This is a genomic window from Xanthomonas sp. CFBP 8445 (genome assembly GCF_025666235.1).
Taxonomy (GTDB): domain Bacteria; phylum Pseudomonadota; class Gammaproteobacteria; order Xanthomonadales; family Xanthomonadaceae; genus Xanthomonas_A; species Xanthomonas_A indica.
The window spans coordinates 1,253,511-1,275,327 of record NZ_CP102594.1 but is presented as its reverse complement, the minus strand read 5'-3'; the positions used below and the strand labels follow the sequence as shown (position 1 = coordinate 1,275,327).

The following is a 21,817-nucleotide window of genomic DNA, read 5'->3' as shown; positions in this document are numbered from 1 at the left end:
ACGCATGGCCATCTACGACAACATCCTCGACACCATCGGCCACACCCCGATCGTCAAGCTGCAGCGCCTGGCGCCGGCGCACGTGGACCTGTACGTCAAGGTCGAGGCCTTCAATCCCGGCGGCTCGGTCAAGGACCGCCTGGCCCTGGCGATCGTGCTCGACGCTGAGGCGCGCGGCCTGCTCAAGCCCGGCGACACCATCGTCGAGGCGACCTCCGGCAACACCGGCGTGGCCCTGGCGATGGTCGCCGCCGCGCGCGGCTACAAGTTCGTGGCGACGATGGTGGAGACCTTCTCGATCGAGCGCCGCAAGCTGATGCGCGCCTACGGCGCCAAGGTCATCCTGACCCCGGCCGCCGAGCGCGGCAGCGGCATGGTGCGCAAGGCCGAGGAACTGGCCAAGCAGCACGGCTGGTTCCTGGCCCGGCAGTTCGCCAACCCGGCCAACCCGGCCTATCACCGCAGCACCACCGCCGCGGAGATCCTGCGCGATTTCGCCGGCCGCCGGCTCGACCACTTCGTCAGCGGCTGGGGCACCGGCGGCACCCTCACCGGCGTTGGCGAAGTGCTGCGCCTGGCCCGCCCGGAAGTCCGCATCACCGCCACCGAGCCGGCCGGCGCGGCCCTGCTGCAGGGCCAGGAGTGGAAGCCGCACAAGATCCAGGGCTGGACCCCGGACTTCGTACCGGACGTGCTCAACCGCGAGGTCTACGACGAAGTGCTGAGCGTGGAGGACACCGACGCCATCACGGTGTCGCGCCGCCTCGCCGCCGAGGAAGGCATCTTCACCGGCATCTCCGGCGGCGGCACCGTCGCCACCGCGCTGCGCGTGGCCGAAACCGCGGCGCCCGGCGCGGTGATCCTGGCGATGCTGCCCGATACCGGCGAGCGCTACTTCTCCACGCCGCTGTTCGCCGACATCAACGAAGGCAGCGACGACGACTGGCTGGCCGGGTTGCCGTAAGCACATCGCCGCGCCACACAGGCGCGGCATCGCTCGTGCGCGTGCGGATCGAAATACGCCGCCCACGACCCAGGTGCGGCACGCAAGGTGGCCGCCTTCCGGAACGCCGCCATGGCCTCGGCCTCCCGGCCCGCGTTGAGCAGCGCCACGCCGAGGTTGAAATAGGTATTGCGATCGTGGGACTGCAAGCGCACGGCGCGGCGCAGCGCCGTCAACGCGCGCCGGTAGTGTCCGCGATCGCACAGCACTGCGCCCAGGCAGGTGAGCGCGTCGGCATCGGCCGGCACCGCCCTGGCCACTGCGCGCAGCAGCGCCTCGGCCTGCGCCAGCAGCGCATCGGCACGCTGCGCGTCCTGGAACGCCGACATGGCCAAGGCCTTCGCTTGCGCGAGGCGGTCATTGGGCGAGGACGCGCTCATGCGGGCAGAGCCCAGGCAGACGCCGCGCCTGCGCCGCACGCAGGCGGCATCCAGGCGGGTTCGCTGCACGTCACGGCAACGCGCCTTGCGCCGGACTGCAGCTCCGCATGCGCCATGCCTCAGCCCGGCAACGGCGCGCCCAGCGCCGGCGGCTGCGGCGCGGTCAGGCGTTCGATCAGCAACTGTTCGATCGCCTCCACGTCGACCTCGCGCACCACCTGTTGCGCCTGCTCGCCCAAACCCGGCTGGTAGCCCGGCGCCCACGACAGGATGTCGCCGTAGCCGGCGCCGAACTCGGTGTTGGTGTCCACGTACAGGGTCTCGCTGACGGTGGCCAGCTGCGGACGCAGCCACACCGCGGTGGCCAGTTCGTCCCACATCGGGAAGCCGGGTTCGCGCCGGCGCAGCGCATGGCCGATCGGGGTGTCGGCGGCGCTCATCCGCGCCAGCAGCTGCGGGGTCAGTTCGGTGGCGGTGGACGGATCCACCGGCACCATCACCATGCGCCGCCACGGCGCGCGCATCACGATGCTGGCCGCTTCCGGATCCCAGCGGATGTTGAACTCGCGCCGCGGCGAATTGACGAACTCGCGCGCGAACTGCGCCGCCGAGACGCTGTCGCGGCGCTGCCGCGGATTGAGGCTGCCGCCCATGTAGACCAGTTCCTTGGCCAGCGAGGCGAACTCCGGATCCAGCCGCTGCGCCAGCGCCAGGTTGGTCAGTGGCCCGGTGGCGACGATGCTGACCTCGCCCGGGAACTCGCGCACCTTGCGGATCATGAACAAGGCGGCAGGTTCGCTGGCCGCCTGCACCACGCTCGGATTGCCCAGCGGCAGATCCGGGACCACGTCGTGAGCGTGGTAGCGCGGCGCGCTCTGCACCGTGTCGTGCTCGACCCATTGCCGGGTCCAGGCGCCCTTCCACAGCAACTTGCCGTACAGCGCCTCCCAGCGCTCGGTGGCCAGCTCGCTGTTGAGCAGCGGGAACACCGGGCCGGGCAGCACCGGCACCTCGCCGCGCCCGGCGATCTCGAGCAGGCGACGCGTGTGCGCCAGCGCCTCGTCGCGCCAGATGTTGCCGCTGACCACCGAGATGCCGAGCACCTCGACCTCGGGCGATTGCAGCAACAACAGCTGCGCGGGGGTGAAGCCGTCGATGTCGTCTTCGAGGATGACGCGGCGGCGCGGGGCGTTAGCGGATGGTGAGGTGAGCGTGGTGGCGGTACTGGCAGAGGCGATCGGCATGAGGCGGGACGGTCGGTGGCGAAACGGGAAACACGGCGCGATCGGCGCGCGGGCACGCCGCTCGATGCGAGAAGGGCGGCGCGTCGAAACGGAACAGCCGACGTGCCGCGTGGGCGCTAGGGTAATCGGGTTTGCCTGCATCGCCACGCGCGGCGATGCCCCGCGGTGTGCCGGCGCGCGTTGCACCATGACGGGAGGCGACGACGCGCGGCCCGCGCCGATGCCGTGGGCAGCCGCGTAAACTTGGCGCGCCCCCACACCACGGAAGGACTGCATGCACGACCGAACCGATCGACTACCTGCGCGTGCGCAGACGCGGGTGCCGCTGCTGGTCCGCACGACCTCGCCGGCGCATTTCCTGCTGGCGCTGCTGCTCGGCGCGAGCCTGCAGCGCGCGATTCCGCTGCCGCTGCCGCAGGGCGCCACGCTGGCCTGGCTGCAACTGGGCGGCGGCGCGGTTGCGCTCGCCGGTCTGCTGCTGGCGTGCTGGTGCTTCGTGCTGTTCGCGCGCGATCGCACCACCCTGCTGCCCGAGCGCATGCCGGCGCAGTTGGTCTGCCACGGGCCGTACCGGCATACCCGCAATCCGATGTACGTCAGCCTGACCCTGAGCTATCTCGGCCTGAGCATACAGATCGGCTGGCCGTGGTCGGCGCTGCTGCTGCCGTTGCCGCTGCTGGCCCTGCAGTGGGTGGTGATCCCCTACGAGGAAGCGCGCCTGCGCGAGCGCTTCGGCAGCGCCTACGACCGCTACTGCGCGCAGGTCGCGCGCTGGCTGTAGCCACCGGCCACGCCGGCGCGTCTCAGCGCGCCAGCCACCAGGCCGCCGCCGCGGCCAGCAGCAGCGCCAGCAGGAGCCAGCGCCAGCGCCCGCCGCGGTCGCCGGCGCTCACCGTCGAGGCGGCGCCCAGCGTCGGCGCCGTCCGCAGATGCCGTTGCACCAGGTCCAGTGCCTCGCGCAGCGACATGTCCGGGTAGTGCGCGAACACCAGCTTGGCGGCCTCGCGCCGCTCGCCGCGGCGCAGCGCCAGCTCCGCCGCCGGCGGCAGGCGCCGTTCCTCTGGCACGGCCGACGCCTGCGTCCTGGCTGCGGTGTCCGGCCTGGTGGCCACTGCCGGGCCGGAGGCGTGGCGGTCGAGCAGTTCGGTCACCGAGCGTGCCGCGCCGGCCAGCAGCCACGCGTCGACCTGCTCCTTGGCGCTGCGCAGGTCCATGCCGGTGTGGGTCCGCAGCAGCTTGATCGCCTGGATGATCTGACCCTGCGCGAGGGCATCGGCAACCTGCGGGGGCGGCGGGTTCGGGTTCATGTCGCAGGTGCTGAGATCGGGACGCGCCAGTCTTGCCGCCGGCCGGTTAAGCGGCTGTGGCAGCGCGCGACGGCGGTGGCCCTGCCCTCACGTGTCCATCATTCGGCTCCCCTAAAGATCGCGTCATGAACATCGAAATCTGGCAAGGCGACATCACCGAACTCGACGTGGACGCGATCGTCAACGCCGCCAACGAGTCCCTGCTCGGCGGCGGTGGCGTGGACGGCGCCATCCACCGTGCCGCCGGCCCGGACCTGCTGGAAGAGTGCCGGCGTCTGCCGGAACTCAAGCCCGGCGTGCGCTGCCCGGTGGGCGAGGTTCGCGCGACCGCGGGCCACCGGCTCAAGGCGCGGCACGTGCTGCATACCGTCGGCCCGGTGTGGCGCGACGGCGCCCACAACGAACCCGCGCTGCTCGCCAACTGCTACTGGCGCACGCTGCGCCTGGCCGAGCAGATGGGTCTGCACTCGGTGGCGTTCCCGGCGATCAGTTGCGGCGTCTATGGCTATCCGCTGCACCAGGCCGCGCGCATCGCGGTCACCGAGACCGATGCCTGGCAGCGCGCGCACGCGGTGCCCAAGCGGATCATCCTGGTGGCCTACAACGAGGCCACCGCCAAGGCGTATCGGCAGGCGCTGCGCGACGTGCAGTGCGCCACCGCGGCCTGAGCGGCCGACCGCTGGCGAGGCTCAACCAGGCAGCCATTGCCCACCTCTGACCTTGCAAGGCCTGCCTTTCACCCTATGGCGGGCGTTGAAGGGTCCGCAGTAACAACACCCGCACTGCCACTGTGGGTATTTCCCCGACACCGTGTCGGGGGACGCGGCAAAGAGTGATGCCGCGCTCAGATTTGCTCAGATTGATCCGCGGTCGGAAGGCTACATTGCGCGAGCCTCAATCCTAACGCCGCCTTAACATCATGACGATCTCCTGCCGTCCGCGTCCAAGCACGCTGGCGAATGCGCTGTTCGCGCTTCCGTGGGCCGCCGGCCTCGCCCTGACCCTGAGCTGCGTGCCGGCCTTTGCCCAGGAGGCCGCTCCGGCCACCGGCACGGCCGCCGAGGCGACGACCCCGATCGCGGTACAGGCGATCCGCGTCACCGGCGTCAGCGACCATCCGCGCGAGCGGATCGATCCGGCGCGCCTGCAGGCGCTGGCCGACGCCCGCCTGCGTACGCTCGGCGGCGGCACGCTGCCGGCCCAGCTCAGCTTCGCGCAACTGCAGCAGATCGCCGACGCGCTGACCCAGGCCTATCGCCAGGCCGGCTTCCTGGTCGCCCGCGCGTATCTGCCGGTGCAGACCCTGGGACCGGACCAGGTGGTCGAGATCCGCGTGATCGAAGGCCGGGTCGGCAAGATCACCGTCGAGGGCGCGCGCCGCTACGACGACCGCCTGATCGCCAGCCCCGCCCTGGCCCTGCAGGGCCAGATCCTGCGCCAGCAGGACCTGCAATCGGCGCTGCTGTACACCCGCGACCTGCCGGGCGTCTCCGCCACCTCCGTGCTCAAGCCCGGCGCCAATCCCGGCGAGACCGACGTGGTGATCCAGGCCAGCGAGGAGCGTCCGCTGCAGGTCAGCGTCGGGGCCAGCAACTACGGCACCCCGAGCATCGGCCGCTACCGCGCCCAGCTCGGCGTGGACTGGAACAACCCGCTGGGCCTGGGCGACCACCTGTCGGCCAGCTACGCCTATGCGCTGGATCCGGCCAATACCTGGCAGGGCAGCTTCGCCTACCAGGTGCCGATCGCCGGCGTGGACGGCCTCAGCGCCAGCGCGTCCTACACGCGCAGCGTGGTCAACCTCGACAACGGCGCGTTCGCCACGCTCGACATCCACGGTCCGACCCAGCAGACGGCACTGGGCCTGGACTGGAAATTCGTCAATTCCGACGCCTGGCGCGTGCAGAGCTGGCTGCACCTGGTCAAGGAGAGCTCGCGCCTGCAGGGCCTGGGCGTGCTGTTGTCCAAGCAGAAATTCGACGTGGCCGAGCTCGGTACCAGCGTGCGCCACGACGACCGCCAGCGCCACGCCATCGACCTGCTGCAGCTCAGCGTGCGCGGCGCGCTCGACGACGACTCGCCGCAGACCGACTACCTGTACGCCCGCCACGACCGCCACTTCACGGTCGCCCGCCTGAGCTACACCCGGCTGCAGGGGCTGACCGCCACGCAGCGCCTGCAGCTGCGCTTCAACGGCCAGTACAGCGACGACACCCTGACCCCGCTGGAACAGTTCTCGCTGGGCGGACCGACCAGCGTGCGCGCCTTCCCGCTCGGCGCCGCGCTCGGCGACCGCGGCTTCGATTCCGGCCTGGAGTACCAGGTGGACGCACCCGGCTTCGCCACCGCCGCCTCGCCGTTCGGCGGTCGCGCCTGGGGCCAGCTGCTGACCGCCAGCGTGTTCTACGACTACGGCCGGGTCTACCCCAACGGCGCCAACCGCGCCGTGTACGACAGCGTTACCACCTTCGAAGGCGCTGGTGTGGGCCTCGGCTTCCGGCTGCCCGACTGGCACGGGCTCTCGTTCGATCTGGCCGCAGCCAAGCCCACCGGCACCACCCAGCCGGGCGACGGCAAGGACGTGCGCTACTGGGCCCGCTTCGGCCTGACCTTCTGACCTGGGGATCCCCATGAACCGCATCTACCGCCTCGTCTTCAACCGCAGTCTCGGCGTGCTCCAGGTCGCCTCCGAAGTCGCCGCCGGCCACGCCGGCAGCGCTGGCGCGAGCGCTGCGCGCCTGGCCGCGCCGCTGCTGCCCTTCGCCCTGGCCTGCGCACTGGCCGCGCCGGCCTACGCCAGCGGCGTGCCGTCGCTGTCCAGCGCCACCGGCGCCACCGTGTCGCAGAACGGCGGCACGCTGCAGATCGACCAGAACGCCGCCAAGGCCGTGCTGAACTGGAACAGCTTCAACGTCGGCAAGGATGCCAGCGTGGTGTTCGTGCAGCCCTCCAGTTCGGCGGTGGCGCTCAACCTGATCGATGCCAGCCGCGGCGCCAGCGTCATCGACGGCAGCCTGCGCGCCAACGGCAACGTGTTCCTGATCAACTCCGCCGGCATCCTGTTCGGCAACCACGCGCAGGTGAACGTCGGCGGCCTGGTCGCCAGTTCGCTGGGCCTGGCCGGCGACGATGACCACGGCTACCTGCTCGCCCGCGGCGAGCATGGCGCCGCCAGCGTGATCAACCAGGGCAGCATCCGCGCCGGCAACGGCGGCTCGGTCAACCTGGTCGGCAACCATGTCGCCAACCGCGGCAGCATCACCGCCGACGGCGGCGCCATCCGCCTGCTCTCCGCCGACCAGGTCAGGGTGACCATGGACGCGGCCGGCGCCATCGGCATGCAGATGGTCGCGGCCGCCAGCCAGTCGGTGGACGGCGCCGCGGCGGCGGTGGAGAACAGCGGCAGCCTGCGCGCCAACGGCGGACAGATCCTGCTGCAGGCCGGCAGCACCGGGCTGTCGCAGTTGCTGGTCAACAATACCGGCACGCTTGAAGCCACCGGCATCGACACCTCCGGCGGCAGCGTGCGCCTGGTCGGCAGCGGCGGCGACGTCGCCAGCAGCGGCCGCATCGATGTCTCCGGCCCCCACGGCGGCAGCGTGCAGGTGCTGTCCGATGGCGCGGTGAACGTCGATGGCCGCATCGATGCCAGCGGCACCGCGGCCGGCGGCAGTATCCGCATCGGCGGCGGCTACCAGGGCGGCGAACAGTTGCAACACGCCAGCGCGGCCACGGTCGCCAGCGGTGCGAGGCTCGATGCCAGCGCGACCGGCCAGGGCAACGGCGGCTCGGTCGTGGTCTGGTCAGACGGCCACACCGCAGTGCATGGAACGCTGCGCGCCAACGCCGCCGGCAGCGGCAACGGCGGCCTGCTCGAAACCAGCGGCCACACCGTCGACTTCTCTGGGATCGCCGTCGGCGCCAAGGCCGCCGGCCCCGGCAGCGCCGGCACCTGGCTGGTCGACCCGGAAGACCTGACCGTGGACAGCGCGGCGGCCAGCACCATCAGCGGCGCGTTGAATGGCGGCACCAACGTCACCCTGCTCGCCACCCTCACCAACGCCAGCGGTCCGGGCAACGTGAGCAGCGGCGCCGGCGACATCAACGTCAATGCGGCGATCGGCTGGAGCGGCAACTCCACGCTGACCCTGGACGCGTACCACAGCATCCACCTCAATGCCGCCGTCACCGCGACCGGCGACACGGCCGGCCTGGTGCTGAATTACGCCGGCTATACCGAAAACGGCAGCGTCGGCGGCACGGGCGACTACTACGTCAACGCGCCGGTCTCGCTCGGCGGCGCGCATGCCAGCCTGAGCATCAACGGACAGGCGTACCGGCTGATCCACTCGCTGGCCGACGCGGCCACCTATTTCAACACCCCTGGTTCCTATGCGCTGGCCCAGGACATCGATCTGAGCGGCGTCACCCGCAGCAGCGCCCTGGTGTCCTCCTTCCAGAGCAAGCTGGCCGGCCTCGGCCACAGCATCAACAACCTGACCATCTCCGGCGCCAGCGGCTACGTCGGCCTGTTCGGCACCACCAGCAGCAACAGCGTCATCCGCGATCTGCACCTGGGCAATGTGTCCGTCTCCGGCGGCTATTACGTCGGCGGCCTGGTCGGCTACGGCCAGGGCGCGATCAAGAACGTCACCGTCGACGGCAGCGTGACCGGCACCTCGGGCGGCGTCGGCGGATTGACCGGCTACAACCTGGGCTTGATCGACAACGGCGCGTTCACCGGCAACGTCAACGGGCAAAGCGCGGTCGGCGGCCTGGCGGGCAACAACGTCAGCGGCACGATCCGCAATTCCCACAGCACCGGCAGCGTGACCGGCAGCTCCAGCAACACGGGCGGCCTGGTCGGCTACAACGACGGCGGCAGCCTCACCAATACGTATTCCACCAGCACCGTGAGCGGCACCAACTCTGTCGGCGGCCTGGTCGGAACGAACCAGAATGCCGGCACGATCCAGAACAGCTATGCCAGCGGCAGCGTGATCGGCACCAGCTACGGCGTCGGCGGGCTGGTCGGCATGAACTACCAGAGCGCCATCGCCAACACCTACGCCACCGGCAGCGTCACTGCGCCGACCTCGGTGGGCGGGCTGGTGGGCATCAACAATCCGGGCAGCGCAGCCGTCACCTCCAGCAGCGTCAGCAACAGTTACGCCACCGGTGCGGTCAACGGCACCAACAACGTCGGCGGGTTGGTCGGCGCCAATACGGGCAGCGTCAGCAACGCGTCCTGGGACGTCGGCAGCACCGGCCAGGCCAATGCCATCAGCAACGGCGGCAGCGGCAGCGTGACCAACCTGACCAGCTTCGGCAGCGGCAACCGCTACAGCCACACCAGCTACGGCAATCTCGGCAACTGGGCGCTGCTCGCCGGCAGCAGCAATGTCTATGTCGCCAGCGACGGCAACGGCAACCCGACCTGGATCATGATCGAGGGGCAGACGCGCCCGTTCCTGGCCAGCGAGTACAGCACCACCATCGGCAACGCGCACCAGTTGCAGTTGATGGCGTACAACCTGGCGGCCAGCTACAGCCTGTCCGCCGACATCGACGCCAGCCAGACCGCCGGCAGCAATGCCAGCGGCATGTGGAGCAGCGCCGGCTTCAGCCCGGTCGGCGACAGCACCGGCGCCTTCACGGGCAGCCTCAACGGCGCAAACCACACGATCGCCGGGCTGACCATCGCACGCGGCGGCGCGTCCTACGTCGGCCTGTTCGGCAATACCGGCCTCGCCAGCCAGATCGGCAACCTGGCCCTGACCGGCGCCACCGTCGTGGGCACCGCCTACGTGGGCGGCGTCGCCGGCTTCAATGCCGGCACCCTCAGCGGCATCAGCGTCAACGGCACCATGAGCGGCACCGGCAACTTCGTCGGTGGCCTCACCGGCTACAACAATGCCGGGACGATCGCCGGCGTGCAGACCAGCGGCACCGTGGTCGGCAGCGGCGGCCCCTACAGCGGCAACTATGTCGGCGGGCTGATCGGCAGCAACGCCAACGGCACGATCAGCGCCTCGTCCTCGTCGAGCACGGTCTCCGGCGGCAGCAGCGTCGGCGGCCTGGTCGGCAACGACTACCAGGGCAGCTATACCAACGCCTTCGCCACCGGCAACGTCAGCAGCACCAGCACGACCACCGGCAACAACGTCGGCGGACTGATCGGCAATGCCATCCAGAGCACCCTGCAGAACGTCCACGCCACCGGCAATGTCACCGCGACCACCTCGAGCGCCGGCGGCCTGGTCGGCATGGCCGGCGCCGGCAGCATCCAGAACGCGTATGCCAGCGGCAACGTGTCGGGAACCCGGAGCGTTGGCGGCTTGGTCGGACGCAGCTCCGCCACGATCGATACGGCATACGCGACCGGCGCGGTGAACGGCGCGGCAAACGGCACCTCATCCGAACTCGGCGGCCTGGTCGGCACCCTCGACCACGGCAGCCTCGCGTCCACCCACGCCACCGGCAACGTCTCCGGCGGCAGCTTTGTCGGCGGACTGGCCGGCTACAGCGACACCGGCAGCGTCGGCGCGTCCTACGCCACCGGCACCGTGTCCGGGACCAACTATCTCGGCGGGCTGGTGGGCTACAACGACGGCGGCAGCATCGGCAATGCCTACGCCACCGGCAACGTCTCCGGCGACATGTATGTCGCCGGGCTGGCCGGCTACAACGACAACGGCACCATCGCCAACACCTACGCTAGCGGCGATGCCACCGGCACGGCCTATGTCGGCGGACTGGTCGGCGTGAACTACAACAACACCGTGCGCAACTCCTACGCCACCGGCAACGTCTCCGGCACCGGCGCGGTCGGCGGCCTGGTCGGCTCCAACTCCAACGGCAGCATCGTCGCCAGCTTCTTCGCCACCGACATCGGCGGCAATCCGCGGAACGTGGGCCTGAACACGGTCGGCAACAGCGGCGGCAGCATCGACGCGATCAGCGGCGGCAGGTCCTGGAGCGCGCTGAACACGCTGTCCACCTTCACCGACGCCGGCTGGGCGATCGACGACCGCGGCGGCACCGGCCTGGCCTGGCGCCTGTACGAACAGATGGGCACGCCGCTGCTGCGCAGCTTCCTGACCCCGTTGACGATCACCACCGGCGTCTCCGGCCTCGACAAGACCTACGACGGCAACGCTGTCAGCGGCACGCTCGCGTCCTATACGATCGGCGGCGCCTTCGACCCTGGCCTGCTGTTCGGCTCGTCGCTGCGGTACGCGACCACCGGCAATGGGGTCGGCCGCTACACCACGGGCAACGGCACGCTGCAGCTCGGCGGCCTGGCGTCCTCGCAGCAGGGCTACGACATCGCCTACGTGGTCTCCGGCGGTATCAGCATCACCCCGGCGACGCTGACGGTGACGGCGACCTCGGGCTCCAAGACCTACGGCGGCACCGCCAACCTCGGCGGCTACAGCGTTTCCGGCCTGGTCGGCAACGACACGGTGTCCGGCGTCGCGCTGAGCAGCGCGGGCGCCGGCAGCGGCGCGGCGGTGGGCAACTACGCGATCACCGCCTCCGGCGCCACCGGCGCAGGACTCTCCAACTACGTCGTCAGCTACGTCGATGGCAGCCTCCGCGTCGATCCGGCCACCCTGCGTATCGTCGCCACCGACGCCAACAAGACCTACGGCGGCACGGCCAACCTCAGCGGCTACAGCGTGTCCGGCCTGCTCAACGGCGACACCGTCGCCGGCGTCGCCCTGGGCAGCGCCGGCGCCGGTGCCGGCGCCGCGGTCGGCACCTACGCGATCACCGCCTCCGGCGCCAGCGGCGCAGGGCTGTCCAACTATGTCATCAGCTACGTCGATGGCAGCCTCCGCGTCGATCCGGCCACCCTGCGTATCGTCGCCAGCGACGCCAGCAAGACCGTCGGCAGCACCGCCACCCTGAGCGGCTACCGTGTCTCCGGCCTGCTCAACGGCGACACCGTCGCCGGCGTCGCCCTGGACAGCGCCGGTGCCGGCGCCAACGCCGCGGTCGGCAACTACGCCATCACCGCGTCCGGTGCCACCGGCGCGGGGCTGTCCAACTACGCCATCACCTACGTCGACGGCCTGTTGAACGTGGTCCCCGGCAGTGGCGATGGCGGTGGTGCCGGTACCCAGCTGACCACCACGGCCGTGCAGGCGATCAACACCTCGGTCGCCGTCGCAACGACCAGCGATGCCGTCGGCGCGGCACCGACGCGTCAGCAAAAGGCCGACGAAGCCGCCAAGGAACTGGCTGCGGCGACACAGGCCAGCGGCGGTGGCACCGTCACGGCCGCCACCGACTCGATCCTGATCGTCGATGGCGGCATCCGCGCCCCGAGCGTCGCCTGCACCCCGAGCGGCACGTCCAACGCATCCGCGGACAGCTGCATCATCCGACAGTGACCGGGATGGCCTGACGACACCGCGACGGTGTCGTCAGGTCACGGCAACGCCATCACGACGGCTCCCGGCGGCACGCCGGGGCCGCAAGGGCCATCCCGGAACGCACGATCCGGTGCAACCAGGCCCGATCGCGTTCGCCGACGGTGCAGGCCATGCATCGCGCTGCGCGCGATCAGGCATCCGCCGCAGGCGGCAGCCGCGGCACCGTGCGCTGCAGCACCGGCCGACGCGGCAACAGCAACACGAAGCAGACCGATTCGCCCGGCGTCTGCGTGGCCAGCTCCACCGAGCCCCCCAGCCGCTCGGCGATCCGCCGCACCAGATACAGGCCCAGCCCCGCGCCCGGCGCATGCCGCGCGTTCTCGCCACGGTAGTACTTCTGGAACAGACGCTCCTGTTCGGCGGGCGCGATGCGTTCGCCCGGATTGGCGACCTCCAGCCACAGGTGTTCGTCACTGCCGCGCACGCGCACGCGGATGGCCATGCCTTCGGGGCAATGGCGGTCTGCGTTGGCGATCAAGTTGCGCAATGCCACGCGCAACAGCCCGAGATCGGTGAGCAGGCCGTCGTCGTCGGTGAGGAATTCGCAGAGCACCCGGTGCGACGGAAAGTCCAGGCACAGCTCGGCCAGCAGTGCGCGCAGCGCGCACGGCTGCAGCCGCAGTTCCGACGCCGCCTCGCCCATGCGGTCGTCGGCGAGATACTCGTCCACCAGCGCCAGCAGCCGTTGCGCCGCGTCGCGGATGTTGCCGCAGCGCGCGCGATTGCGTTCCGCTGGCGCATCCAGCTTGCGCGCCAGCTGTTGCGCCGAGGTCATGATCACGGCCAAGGGCGTGCGGAACTCATGCGACACCATCGCCACGAAATCGCGCTGTTCCTGCGCGACCTTGCGTTCGGTTTGCAGCAGGGCCCGCAAGTCGTCCTCCAGCGCCTGCCGCCGGCCGATCTCGTTGCGCAGTTCGGCGGTGCGCAGCGTCACTTCGCGCTCCAGCGCCAGGCCGTGGCTGCGTGCCAGTTCCACCGCGGCATCGGCATGCCGCCGTTCGCGCAGCCGGCGCTGCCGCTCGTACCGGGCGATGAGGAAGACGCTCAGCAGCGTCATGTGCAGCATGGTGCCGACTGTGGTGGCGTACTGGGTCCAGGCGTTGACCGGGACGAAGCCGAGGTTGCGCAGGAAGCCCAGCATCACCCCCAGGTAGAACGGGGAGAAGGCGAGCACGAAGAACAGCGCCGGCCGGTAGCGGCGCCACAGCAGATGCACCCCCAACCCCACCAGCAGCAGGATCTCCAGCAGCCCCAGCGCCTGCACCGGCTGCATGCCCCAGGCGTAGTGGCCTGCGAGCACGGCCACCGCACCGCCGAACGCGACCGCCCATAGAAAACGCGTGCCCCAGCGCACCAGACGCGGATGGAACGCGCGCAGGTTCAGCTGCCGGCTGGCGACCTGGAACCCCACCGGCAGGCTGCAGGCGATGCTGATGCCCAGCAGGCTGTCGCTCCAGGCCATCGGCATGCCGGTGACCTGCTGCACCAGGCCGATCGACATCGCTTCGTTGAACACGCAGCCGCCGAGGTAGGCCACGAACAGGCCGCTCATGCGCGAGCGCGTGGCGAGCCAGAACAGCACGTGCAGGCACAGCAGCAGCAGATACAAGCCGAAGTACAGGCCGAACTGCAGGCCCTCGCGCCGCGACTGGTTGTCGAACGGCAACCGTTGCCAGACGTCCAGGCGCGTGACCAGCGCGTTCTTGCTGCGCAACCGCAGCAGCACCTCGTAGTTCCCAGGATGCGAGGGCGCGAACTGGAACACCGGGCTGCGGTAGTCCACCGGCCAGTCGCGCCGCGGCACGCGTTCGCCGCTATGCCCCAGCGCGCGCCAGGCGCCGCCGTCGCTGCGCACGTAGGCCTGCACGTCGTCGAGCAAGGCATTGCTCAATCGCAACATCCAACCGCCGGACGGTACACTTTCGACATGAACAGGCAGGCGCAGCCACACCGGACCGTCGACGAATCCTGCGTTGAGCCCGGCGGGCAGCCGGGTCCAGCCGCGCGCGGCCGCGGCCTGCGCGGCGTCCAGGCGGCCCTGCGGGTCGTCCAGGCGCTGCAGGTAGCCGCTGGTATCGTGATGCGCCGCGGTCAGCGGCAACGCCGCGACCGCATGCGGTGCCGGTGCCGCGGCCAGGCCGACGCCCATTCCCACCAGCAGCCATGCGCCCGCCAGCCAGCGCCACCATTGCGCCATCATTCGCCATACCGCCCCGTTGCCAGCCGATGACGTTACAGCAAACCGCCAGGCGCGAGGATCCGCCGCCATGTCCGAGGTGATCCTGCTCGAGGACGAGCCGGTGCTGTGCGAGGAACTCGGCGAGTTCCTGCAGGATCTGGGCTACGTCGCCACGTGCGTGGACAGCCTCGCCGGCTTCCGGGCGCGGTTCGATCCGACGCGCCACGGCATGGCGGTGATCGACGTGGGCCTTCCCGACGGCAGCGGCCTGGAATTGGTGCGCGAACTGCGCCGCGCCGGCCACCGGCTGGGCATCGTGGTGTTCAGCGCCCACAACACCCCCAGCGATCGCATCGCGGGGCTGGAGATCGGCGCGGACCACTACCTGGGCAAGGGCATCGACCTGGACGAACTGGCCGCGACCCTGGCCGCGCTCGGCCGGCGCCTGGCGCTGCCGCCGCCGACCGCGCGCTGGATGCTGGAACTGGCCGCGGCACGCCTGAACGTTCCCAATGCACCGCCGGTTCCGCTCTCGCGCCAGGATCTGCTGGTGCTGGCCTGCCTGATGCGCCACGCCGGCGAAAGCGTGGGCCACCGCGAGATCGCCGAGGCGCTGGGGGTGAACTTCCTCGACTACGACCGGCGCCGGCTGGACACGCAGATGTACCGGTTGCGGCGCCGCGTCGAAGAGATCAGCGGGCGCGCATTGCCGGTGAAGACCCTGCGCAACAGCGGCTATTGCTTCCACGCTCCGGCCGCGCTGGCGCCGTAAGCGCGACGCCGCGAGACGCGGCGCTGCGCGCGGCTGACGCGCGCTCTGGGCCGCCTGCAGCGGCGATGCGAAAGCACCTCAGCGGATAACCGCAAGCCGCCAGGCCACAAACGAAAAACGCCGGCGATGCCGGCGTTCTTCGTTGCGCATCGACAGTGTCGGGATGCTCAGCCCTGCCACTTGCCCAGCGCGGCCAGGCCGTTTTCCTTGGCGCGTTCGTACACCACCTGCTGCGCCTTGGCGAAATTGCCCTTCATGTCCTGCGCCCACAGCTTCAGCGCGGCCTGCTGCATGGCGCGGCCATAGGAGAAGCTCAGCGGCCACGGCAGGTTGCCGAGCTGGTTCATCGCATTGAGGTGCGCGGTGGACTGCTCGTCGGTCTGGCCACCGGACAGGAACACGATGCCCGGCAGGATCGCCGGCACGGTGCTCTTGAGGCACATCACGGTGGACTCGGCCACTTCCTCGACGCTGGCCTGCTCGTCGCAGTCCTTGCCGGCGATGACCATCGACGCCTTGAGGATGGTGCCTTCCAGGACCACGTTCTGCTCGTACAGCGCGCCGAACAGCGAACGCAGCGTGGCCTCGGTGACCTCGTAGCAGGTCTCGATGTCGTGGTCGCCGTCCATCAGCACTTCCGGCTCCACCATCGGCACCAGTCCCTGCTCCTGGCACAGCGCCGCATAGCGGGCCAGCGCGTGCGCGTTGGTCTCGATGCACACGCCGGACGGGATGTCCTCGCCGATGGTGATGACCGCACGCCACTTGGCGAAGCGCGCGCCGAGCTTGTAGTACTCCTCCAGGCGGGCGCGCAGGCCGTCCAGGCCTTCGGTGATCAGTTCGCCCGGCATGCCGGCCAGCGGATGCGTGCCCTTGTCGACCTTGATGCCGGGGATGATGCCGTGCTCGGCCATGTACTTGGCGAACGGCACGCCATCCTTGGTCTTCTGGCGGATGGTCTCGTCATAGAGGATCGCGCCGGAGATGTGATCGCTCAGCTTCGGCGTGGTCAGCAGCAGCTCGCGGTAGGCACGGCGGTTCTCTTCGACATTCTCGATGCCCACGCCGGCGAAGCGCTTGGCGATCGTGCTGGTGGATTCGTCGATCGCGATGATGCCCTTGCCCGGGGCGACCATTGCCTGTGCGGTTTCGGCAAGCTGTTCGATGCTCATACGGTTCCTGATGGCTGCAACGGGGGAACCCCAAGTATACCGGGCCGGCCTGCATGCATTCCGTTACCGTCGGTGTTGCAAGCGGTTACAGGCGTAGACCGTGCATCTTCCCGGCATGTCAGCCAAGCGCATCCGCCATCGCCTCGCACGGCACTGCTGCATCGGCCTGCGCCGTCTGCAACGGCGCAGCGTCCGCGGCCGGCACCTGCACAGGCGCGGCCTGCGCCGCCGGCAGGGCGATGTCGAGCGCATCGAGCAACGGCCGCCAGTCGTCGGCGCCGCGCGCGCGACGGTGCGCCAGCAACGCCGCATGGCGGCGCAGCCCCGGCAACTGCCAGCGCAGTTCGCAACAGACGCGATCCACTTCCTCGGCCGCCTCCGGCGCGGCGATCAGCCACGGCAGTTGCTCGACCATCTTGCCGGCGCCGGAATCGTGGATGGCCATGATGTAGCCCACGATCAGCAACAGCAGGTGCTGCAGGGCCGCGCGCTCGTCCTCGCGCAGGTCGCCACCGCGCTGCAGGCGCAGGGCTTCGTCGCGCGCCCGTTCCAGGCCGTCGAGCGAGGCCGCCACCACCGCGCGCAGGTGCTGCGGATCGTGCGCCGACGCCGGCTCCGGCACGCAGTCGCGCAACCGCGCGGTTACCAGATCGACCACGTCGCGTGGGAACTGCCCCGGCACCACGCGCAGCGCGATGCGCATCCGCGCCAGCGCGTGCGCCTGCCCCTGCTCGCGCTCGAACAACGCATCCAGCGCTTCGGCGCAGGAGATCAGCCGTCCCAGGGGCGACAACACCGGCGTGCCGACCGGATAGCCGGAGCCGTCAATGCGTTCGTGATGCTCGCGCGCGGCGGCGGCCTGCTGGGCCGAATACACGCCGGATTCGCCCAGCAGCGCCGCGCTGATCACCGGGTGCACGCACTGCATACGCCACTGCGCGAAATCCTGCTGCGCCTCCGGCAGTTCCAGCACCGCCGGATCCACGTACATCTCGCCGAGGTCGTGCAGCAGGCCGACTTCCGCGGCCTCGCGCATCGCCGCGTCCGAGCGCGACAGCAGCGCCGCCAGCCAGGACACCAGCATCGCCACCCGCACCGCGTGCGAGAACGCCGCCGGCCGGGTCTGGCCGAGCGTGGTCAGCAAGGTGCCGGGCGCGCCCAGCGTGCGGGCGCGGGCCAGCGCGGTCATGACCGACTGCACCTCCTCGCCCAGCAGCAGGCGCAGATGCGGGTGTTCGTCCAGTTCGCGCTGCGCGGCCAGTTGCACTTCGCTGGGGCGCAGTTCTTCGCAGAACGCCAGCGAGGATTCCAGCGGGCGCAGCAGGCGCCGCGCGATCAGGCGTTCGCGCAGGCCGGCGTTGATGCGCTGGCCCTTGGCGACCAGCAGGATGCCGCGGCGGTCGCGGATGTCCTCGGTGACCACCAACTCGCGCGTGGCAGAGGCCTGGATCAGGTGTTCAAGGCAGTGCGTGCCGGGGCGCTCGGGCAGTTCCAGCCCGAGCTCGGCGTGCGCGCTCGTGGATGTCATGGGGGTATCGCGCGATCAGGGAACGGTGGATGACGCGCCGTTCCATGCGCGATCGAACAGGGGCTGCCGACGGTGCGGCGGCCTGGGCCGCCGCACCGTGTCCTTCAGAGTTCGCCCAGGCCGCTGGCGCGGCCGTCCGGGCCGACCTCGAGCAGGCGCAGGGTGTTGGTGGCGCCGTGGGTTTCCATGTGCTCGCCGCTGGTGAATACCACGCGGTCGCCCGGCGCCAGCAGGCCAGCTTCGACCAGCACGCGGATCGCGCCACGCGCGGCCTCGCGCGGGGTCAGGCCGCGGCTGTCGAAGTTGATCGGGAACACGTCGCGCATCATCGCCATGTGCCGGCGCGCGCCGTCGTGGCGGGTCACCGCGAAGATCGGCGCCTTGGCGCGGAAACGCGACAGGTAGCGCGGGGTGCCGCCGGATTCGGTCATCGCCACGATCGCGCGCACGCCCACGTGCTGGGACAGGAACATCGTGGCCATGGCGATGGCCTGGTCGGCGCGCTCGAGGTTGCGCGGGGCCATGCCGAAGTCGGTTTCGGTCTCGAACTGGCGCTCGGCGCCCAGGCAGATGCGCGCCATCGCCTCGACCGCACGGATCGGATAGGCGCCGGCGGCGCTCTCGGCCGACAGCATCACCGCGTCGGTGCCATCGATCACCGAGTTGGCCACGTCCAGCACCTCGGCACGGGTCGGGATCGGGCTTTCCACCATCGACTGCAGCATCTGCGTGGCGGTGATCACCACTTTGTTCTGCGCCAGCGATTCCTTGATGATCTTCTTCTGCAGGCCGGGCAGCTCGGCGTCGCCGATTTCCACGCCCAGATCGCCACGCGCGACCATCACCACGTCCGAGGCCTCGACGATCTCGCTCAGGTTCTCGATCGCCTCGGTGCGCTCGATCTTGGACACCAGCGCCGCGTCGCAGCCATGCGCGCGGGCGATGCGCCGCGCCTCGTTCATGTCCTCGGCATTGCGGCAGAACGACACCGCGATGAAGTCGACGCCGATCTTGGCGACGATGCCGATCAGTTCCTTGTCGCGCTCGGTCAGCGCGCCCAGCGACAGGCCGCCGCCCTGCTTGTTGAGCCCCTTGCGGTCGGACAGCACGCCGTCGTTGAGCACGCTGGTGACGATGCGCTCGCCCTGCACCTCGACCACCTTCAGCTGCATCAGACCATCGTCCAGCAGCAGGACGTCGCCCGGGGCCACGTCCTGCGGCAGGCCCAGGTAGCTGACCCCGACCTGGCTGGCGTCGCCCGGCGCGGCATTGGCGTCGGCGATCAGGTCGAAGCGGTCGCCGAGCTTGAGCGACACCTTGCCCTGGGCGAAGCGCTCGATGCGGATCTTCGGACCCGGCAAGTCGGCGAGGATGCCGATCTCGGCGCCGACGCGGGCCGCGGCGGCGCGCACTTCGGCGGCGCGCTTGGCCTGGCCGGACGGATCGCCGTGGCTGAAGTTCAACCGCACCACGTTGACGCCGGCGCGGAACAGATCCTCAAGCACGCCGGGCGGGTCGGTGGCCGGACCGAGGGTGGCGAGAATCTTGGTACGGCGCTGGCGTTCGATCATGACGGCATCCTTGGAAAAGCGCTCAAAGCTAGCACACGCGCCCATCACACGGCATGGCATTTCGGCATAGACGCGCGTGCGGCCGGGCATAGCGAGCGGACAATGCGGGACAGTATGTGGTCATGCCGGGCCCGCAGGCGCCGGCCCGCAGGCGTTACAGGGGCGCGATCGCGGGGTGCGCCACCCCATGCGTGGCGCCCTCGCGTGCGCCGGACGCGCCGGCGCATGCGGACTCAGGCTGCGACGAGTGTCGGCAACTGCGCCGGCGTCTGCGCCAGCACATCGGCGCCGGCCTGGCGCAGTTCCTCGGCATCGCCGAAGCCCCACAGTACGCCGATGCTGCGCATGCCGTGGTGGCGGGCGCCGTCGATGTCCATGCGCCGGTCGCCGATCATGCGGCATTGCGCCGGCGCGACCACCAGCCGCCGCAGCGCCTCGGCGATCAGGTCGGGCTTGGCCCGGCGCGCGCCGTCGTCGCTGGCGCCGACGATCTCCTCGAAGCGAGCGCCGAACGGCAACTGCTCGACGATGCGCCGCGCGAAGCGCTCGTTCTTCGAGGTCACCACCGCCAGGCGGTGGCCGGCCGCGGCTATCGCCTCCACCGCCGCGCCGATGTCCGGGAACACCGTGTGCTCGCGCCAGCCGTGGCTGTCGTAGCGGCTGCGGTACAGGGCCAGCGCCTGTTCCACCAGCGCCGCATCGCCGGCGAAGTGCTGCTGGAAGCTGTCGCGCAGCGGCGGGCCGATCCAGGCGCGCAACTGCGCCGGGGTCGGCAGCGGCTGGCCGAGTTCGGCGAAGGCGTGGCGCAAGCTGCCGACGATGCCGGCCTCCGAATCGACCAGGGTGCCGTCCAGGTCGAAGAACAGGACGTCGGCGGCGCTCACGCGCCGCGCGCCTGCAGTGCGGCCACCGCCGGCAGGGTCTTGCCTTCCAGGAACTCCAGGAACGCGCCGCCGCCGGTGGAGATGTAGCTGACCTGCTCGGCGATGCCGTACTTGTCGACCGCGGCCAGGGTGTCGCCGCCGCCGGCGATGGAGAACGCCGGCGACGCGGCGATCGCCCGCGCCAGGGTCTCGGTGCCCTTGCCGAAGGCGTCGAACTCGAACACGCCGACCGGGCCGTTCCAGACCACGGTGCCGGCCTTGGCGATCAGCTCGGCATAGTGCGCGGCGGTCTGCGGGCCGATGTCCAGGATCAGGTCGTCGTCGGCGACGTCGGTGACCGCCTTCACCGTGGCCTCGGCATCGGGCATGAACTGCTTGGCCACCACCACGTCGCTGGGCAGCGGGATCGCCGCACCGCGCGCATTGGCATCGGCGACGATCTTGCGCGCGGTTTCGAGCAGGTCCGGCTCGCACAGCGACTTGCCCACCGCATGCCCGGCTGCGGCGATGAAGGTGTTGGCGATGCCGCCGCCGACGATCAGCTGGTCGACCTTGTCCACCAGGTTGGACAGCAGCTCCAGCTTGGTCGAGACCTTGCTGCCGGCGACGATCGCCAGCAACGGCTTGGCCGGCTGTTCCAGCGCCTTGGCCAGCGCGTCCAGCTCCGCCATCAGCAGCGGGCCACCGGCGGCGACCGGGGCGAACTTGATCACGCCATGGGTGGAGGCCTGCGCGCGGTGTGCGGTTCCGAAGGCGTCCATCACGAACACGTCGCACAGCGCCGCGTACTTCTTCGCCAGCGCCTCGTCGTCCTTGCCCTCGCCGACGTTCATGCGGCAGTTCTCCAGCAGCACGATCTGCCCCGGCTGCACGTCCACGCCATCGACCCAGTCGCGGAGCAGCGGCACGTCGACGCCGAGCAGCGCGGCCAGGCGGATCGCCACCGGCTCCAGTGAGTCCTCCTGGGTCCACACGCCTTCCTTGGGCCGGCCCAGGTGCGAGGTCACCATCACCGCCGCGCCCTGCTCCAGCGCGTGCTTGAGCGTCGGCACCGAGGCCAGGATGCGCTGCTCGGAGGTGATCAGGCCATTGTCGATCGGCACATTCAGGTCTTGCCGGATCAGCACGCGCTTGCCGGACAGGTCGAGATCGGTCATTCGCAGGATGGACATGTAAGTGCTCGCTTTCGTGGGGTTGCAAAGGGAAAACCGCGCCATCGGTGCAGTATCGGCGTCGGCGTCGGAACGCAAGGTGCACGACCGTCGGCCGATCGCCGCGCAGCGGCGAAACCGCCATTGTCCGGCGTCGGCCGCACAGCGGCAAATCGGTGCGG

Annotated in this window: 15 protein-coding genes; 6 read left to right on the top strand and 9 right to left on the bottom strand. The window is 70.3% G+C overall.

The genetic code is table 11. The features are described from left to right. Positions 1–4 precede the first annotated feature (4 nt). On the top strand, positions 5–964 hold the full coding sequence (cysK, locus tag NUG21_RS05485; protein ID WP_242080543.1) for a cysteine synthase A: 960 nt from the start codon (positions 5–7) through the stop codon (positions 962–964). Here cysK and NUG21_RS05480 read toward each other — a convergent pair. After that, entirely contained in the window at positions 892–1,422 is a 531-nt protein-coding gene (locus NUG21_RS05480) for a tetratricopeptide repeat protein (protein WP_263392493.1), read from the bottom strand. The two genes, cysK and NUG21_RS05480, sit on opposite strands and share 73 nt — an antisense overlap. An 80-nt stretch (positions 1,423–1,502) precedes the next feature. Beyond that, the gene (locus tag NUG21_RS05475) at positions 1,503–2,627 is read right to left on the bottom strand and encodes a nucleoside hydrolase (RefSeq protein WP_263392492.1); all 1,125 of its coding nucleotides are present in this window, start codon (positions 2,625–2,627) and stop codon (positions 1,503–1,505) included. A 274-nt stretch (positions 2,628–2,901) separates the two neighbouring features. On the opposite strand from NUG21_RS05475, the gene NUG21_RS05470 reads away from it, so the two are divergent. After that, positions 2,902–3,408, top strand: coding sequence for a methyltransferase family protein (locus NUG21_RS05470; protein ID WP_160947540.1), 507 nt, complete (start codon positions 2,902–2,904; stop codon positions 3,406–3,408). Positions 3,409–3,430: 22 nt separating this feature from the next. Here NUG21_RS05470 and NUG21_RS05465 read toward each other — a convergent pair whose 3' ends face one another. Next, entirely contained in the window at positions 3,431–3,934 is a 504-nt protein-coding gene (locus NUG21_RS05465; RefSeq protein WP_263392491.1) for a hypothetical protein, read from the bottom strand. Positions 3,935–4,059: 125 nt separating this feature from the next. Here NUG21_RS05465 and NUG21_RS05460 point away from each other — a divergent pair, with 125 nt between their 5' ends. The 3 genes from NUG21_RS05460 to NUG21_RS05450 all read left to right on the top strand — a co-directional run bounded on the left by NUG21_RS05460 (position 4,060) and on the right by NUG21_RS05450 (position 12,333). Beyond that, positions 4,060–4,602: an O-acetyl-ADP-ribose deacetylase gene (locus tag NUG21_RS05460; RefSeq protein WP_160947538.1), complete on the top strand. Its 543-nt coding sequence runs from the start codon at positions 4,060–4,062 to the stop codon at positions 4,600–4,602. 251 nt (positions 4,603–4,853) lie between these two features. Further along, positions 4,854–6,551 carry a ShlB/FhaC/HecB family hemolysin secretion/activation protein gene (locus NUG21_RS05455; protein WP_263392490.1) on the top strand — a complete coding sequence of 566 codons (1,698 nt, stop codon included), beginning with the start codon at positions 4,854–4,856 and terminating at the stop codon, positions 6,549–6,551. A gap of 13 nt (positions 6,552–6,564) precedes the next feature. Then, positions 6,565–12,333, top strand: a complete 5,769-nt coding sequence (locus NUG21_RS05450) for a GLUG motif-containing protein (protein WP_263392489.1) — start codon at positions 6,565–6,567, stop codon at positions 12,331–12,333. A 172-nt stretch (positions 12,334–12,505) separates the two neighbouring features. On the opposite strand, the gene NUG21_RS05445 is transcribed toward NUG21_RS05450, so the two are convergent. Continuing rightward, a complete protein-coding gene (locus NUG21_RS05445) occupies positions 12,506–14,578 on the bottom strand; it encodes a sensor histidine kinase (RefSeq protein ID WP_263392488.1) in 2,073 nt (690 codons plus the stop codon). Between the two features lie 67 nt (positions 14,579–14,645). Here NUG21_RS05445 and NUG21_RS05440 point away from each other — a divergent pair, with 67 nt between their 5' ends. Then, the gene (locus tag NUG21_RS05440; RefSeq protein ID WP_263392487.1) at positions 14,646–15,329 is read left to right on the top strand and encodes a response regulator transcription factor; all 684 of its coding nucleotides are present in this window, start codon (positions 14,646–14,648) and stop codon (positions 15,327–15,329) included. 167 nt (positions 15,330–15,496) lie between these two features. Here the strand turns inward: NUG21_RS05440 and NUG21_RS05435 are convergent, their stop codons facing one another. The 5 genes from NUG21_RS05435 to NUG21_RS05415 form a co-directional block, all read right to left on the bottom strand. Then, entirely contained in the window at positions 15,497–16,501 is a 1,005-nt protein-coding gene (locus NUG21_RS05435; RefSeq protein ID WP_010341500.1) for a class I fructose-bisphosphate aldolase, read from the bottom strand. A 118-nt stretch (positions 16,502–16,619) separates the two neighbouring features. Further along, positions 16,620–18,029: an HD-GYP domain-containing protein gene (locus NUG21_RS05430; protein WP_263392486.1), complete on the bottom strand. Its 1,410-nt coding sequence runs from the start codon at positions 18,027–18,029 to the stop codon at positions 16,620–16,622. A gap of 104 nt (positions 18,030–18,133) precedes the next feature. Further along, positions 18,134–19,600 carry a pyruvate kinase gene (gene pyk, locus NUG21_RS05425; protein ID WP_026144035.1) on the bottom strand — a complete coding sequence of 489 codons (1,467 nt, stop codon included), beginning with the start codon at positions 19,598–19,600 and terminating at the stop codon, positions 18,134–18,136. A gap of 233 nt (positions 19,601–19,833) precedes the next feature. Continuing rightward, positions 19,834–20,484 carry an HAD-IA family hydrolase gene (locus NUG21_RS05420; protein ID WP_263392485.1) on the bottom strand — a complete coding sequence of 217 codons (651 nt, stop codon included), beginning with the start codon at positions 20,482–20,484 and terminating at the stop codon, positions 19,834–19,836. Continuing rightward, positions 20,481–21,656 (bottom strand): phosphoglycerate kinase, encoded by a 1,176-nt coding sequence (locus tag NUG21_RS05415; protein WP_263392484.1) that lies wholly within the window; start codon positions 21,654–21,656, stop codon positions 20,481–20,483. Before NUG21_RS05415 ends, NUG21_RS05420 begins: the two co-directional genes overlap by 4 nt. Positions 21,657–21,817 lie beyond the last annotated feature (161 nt).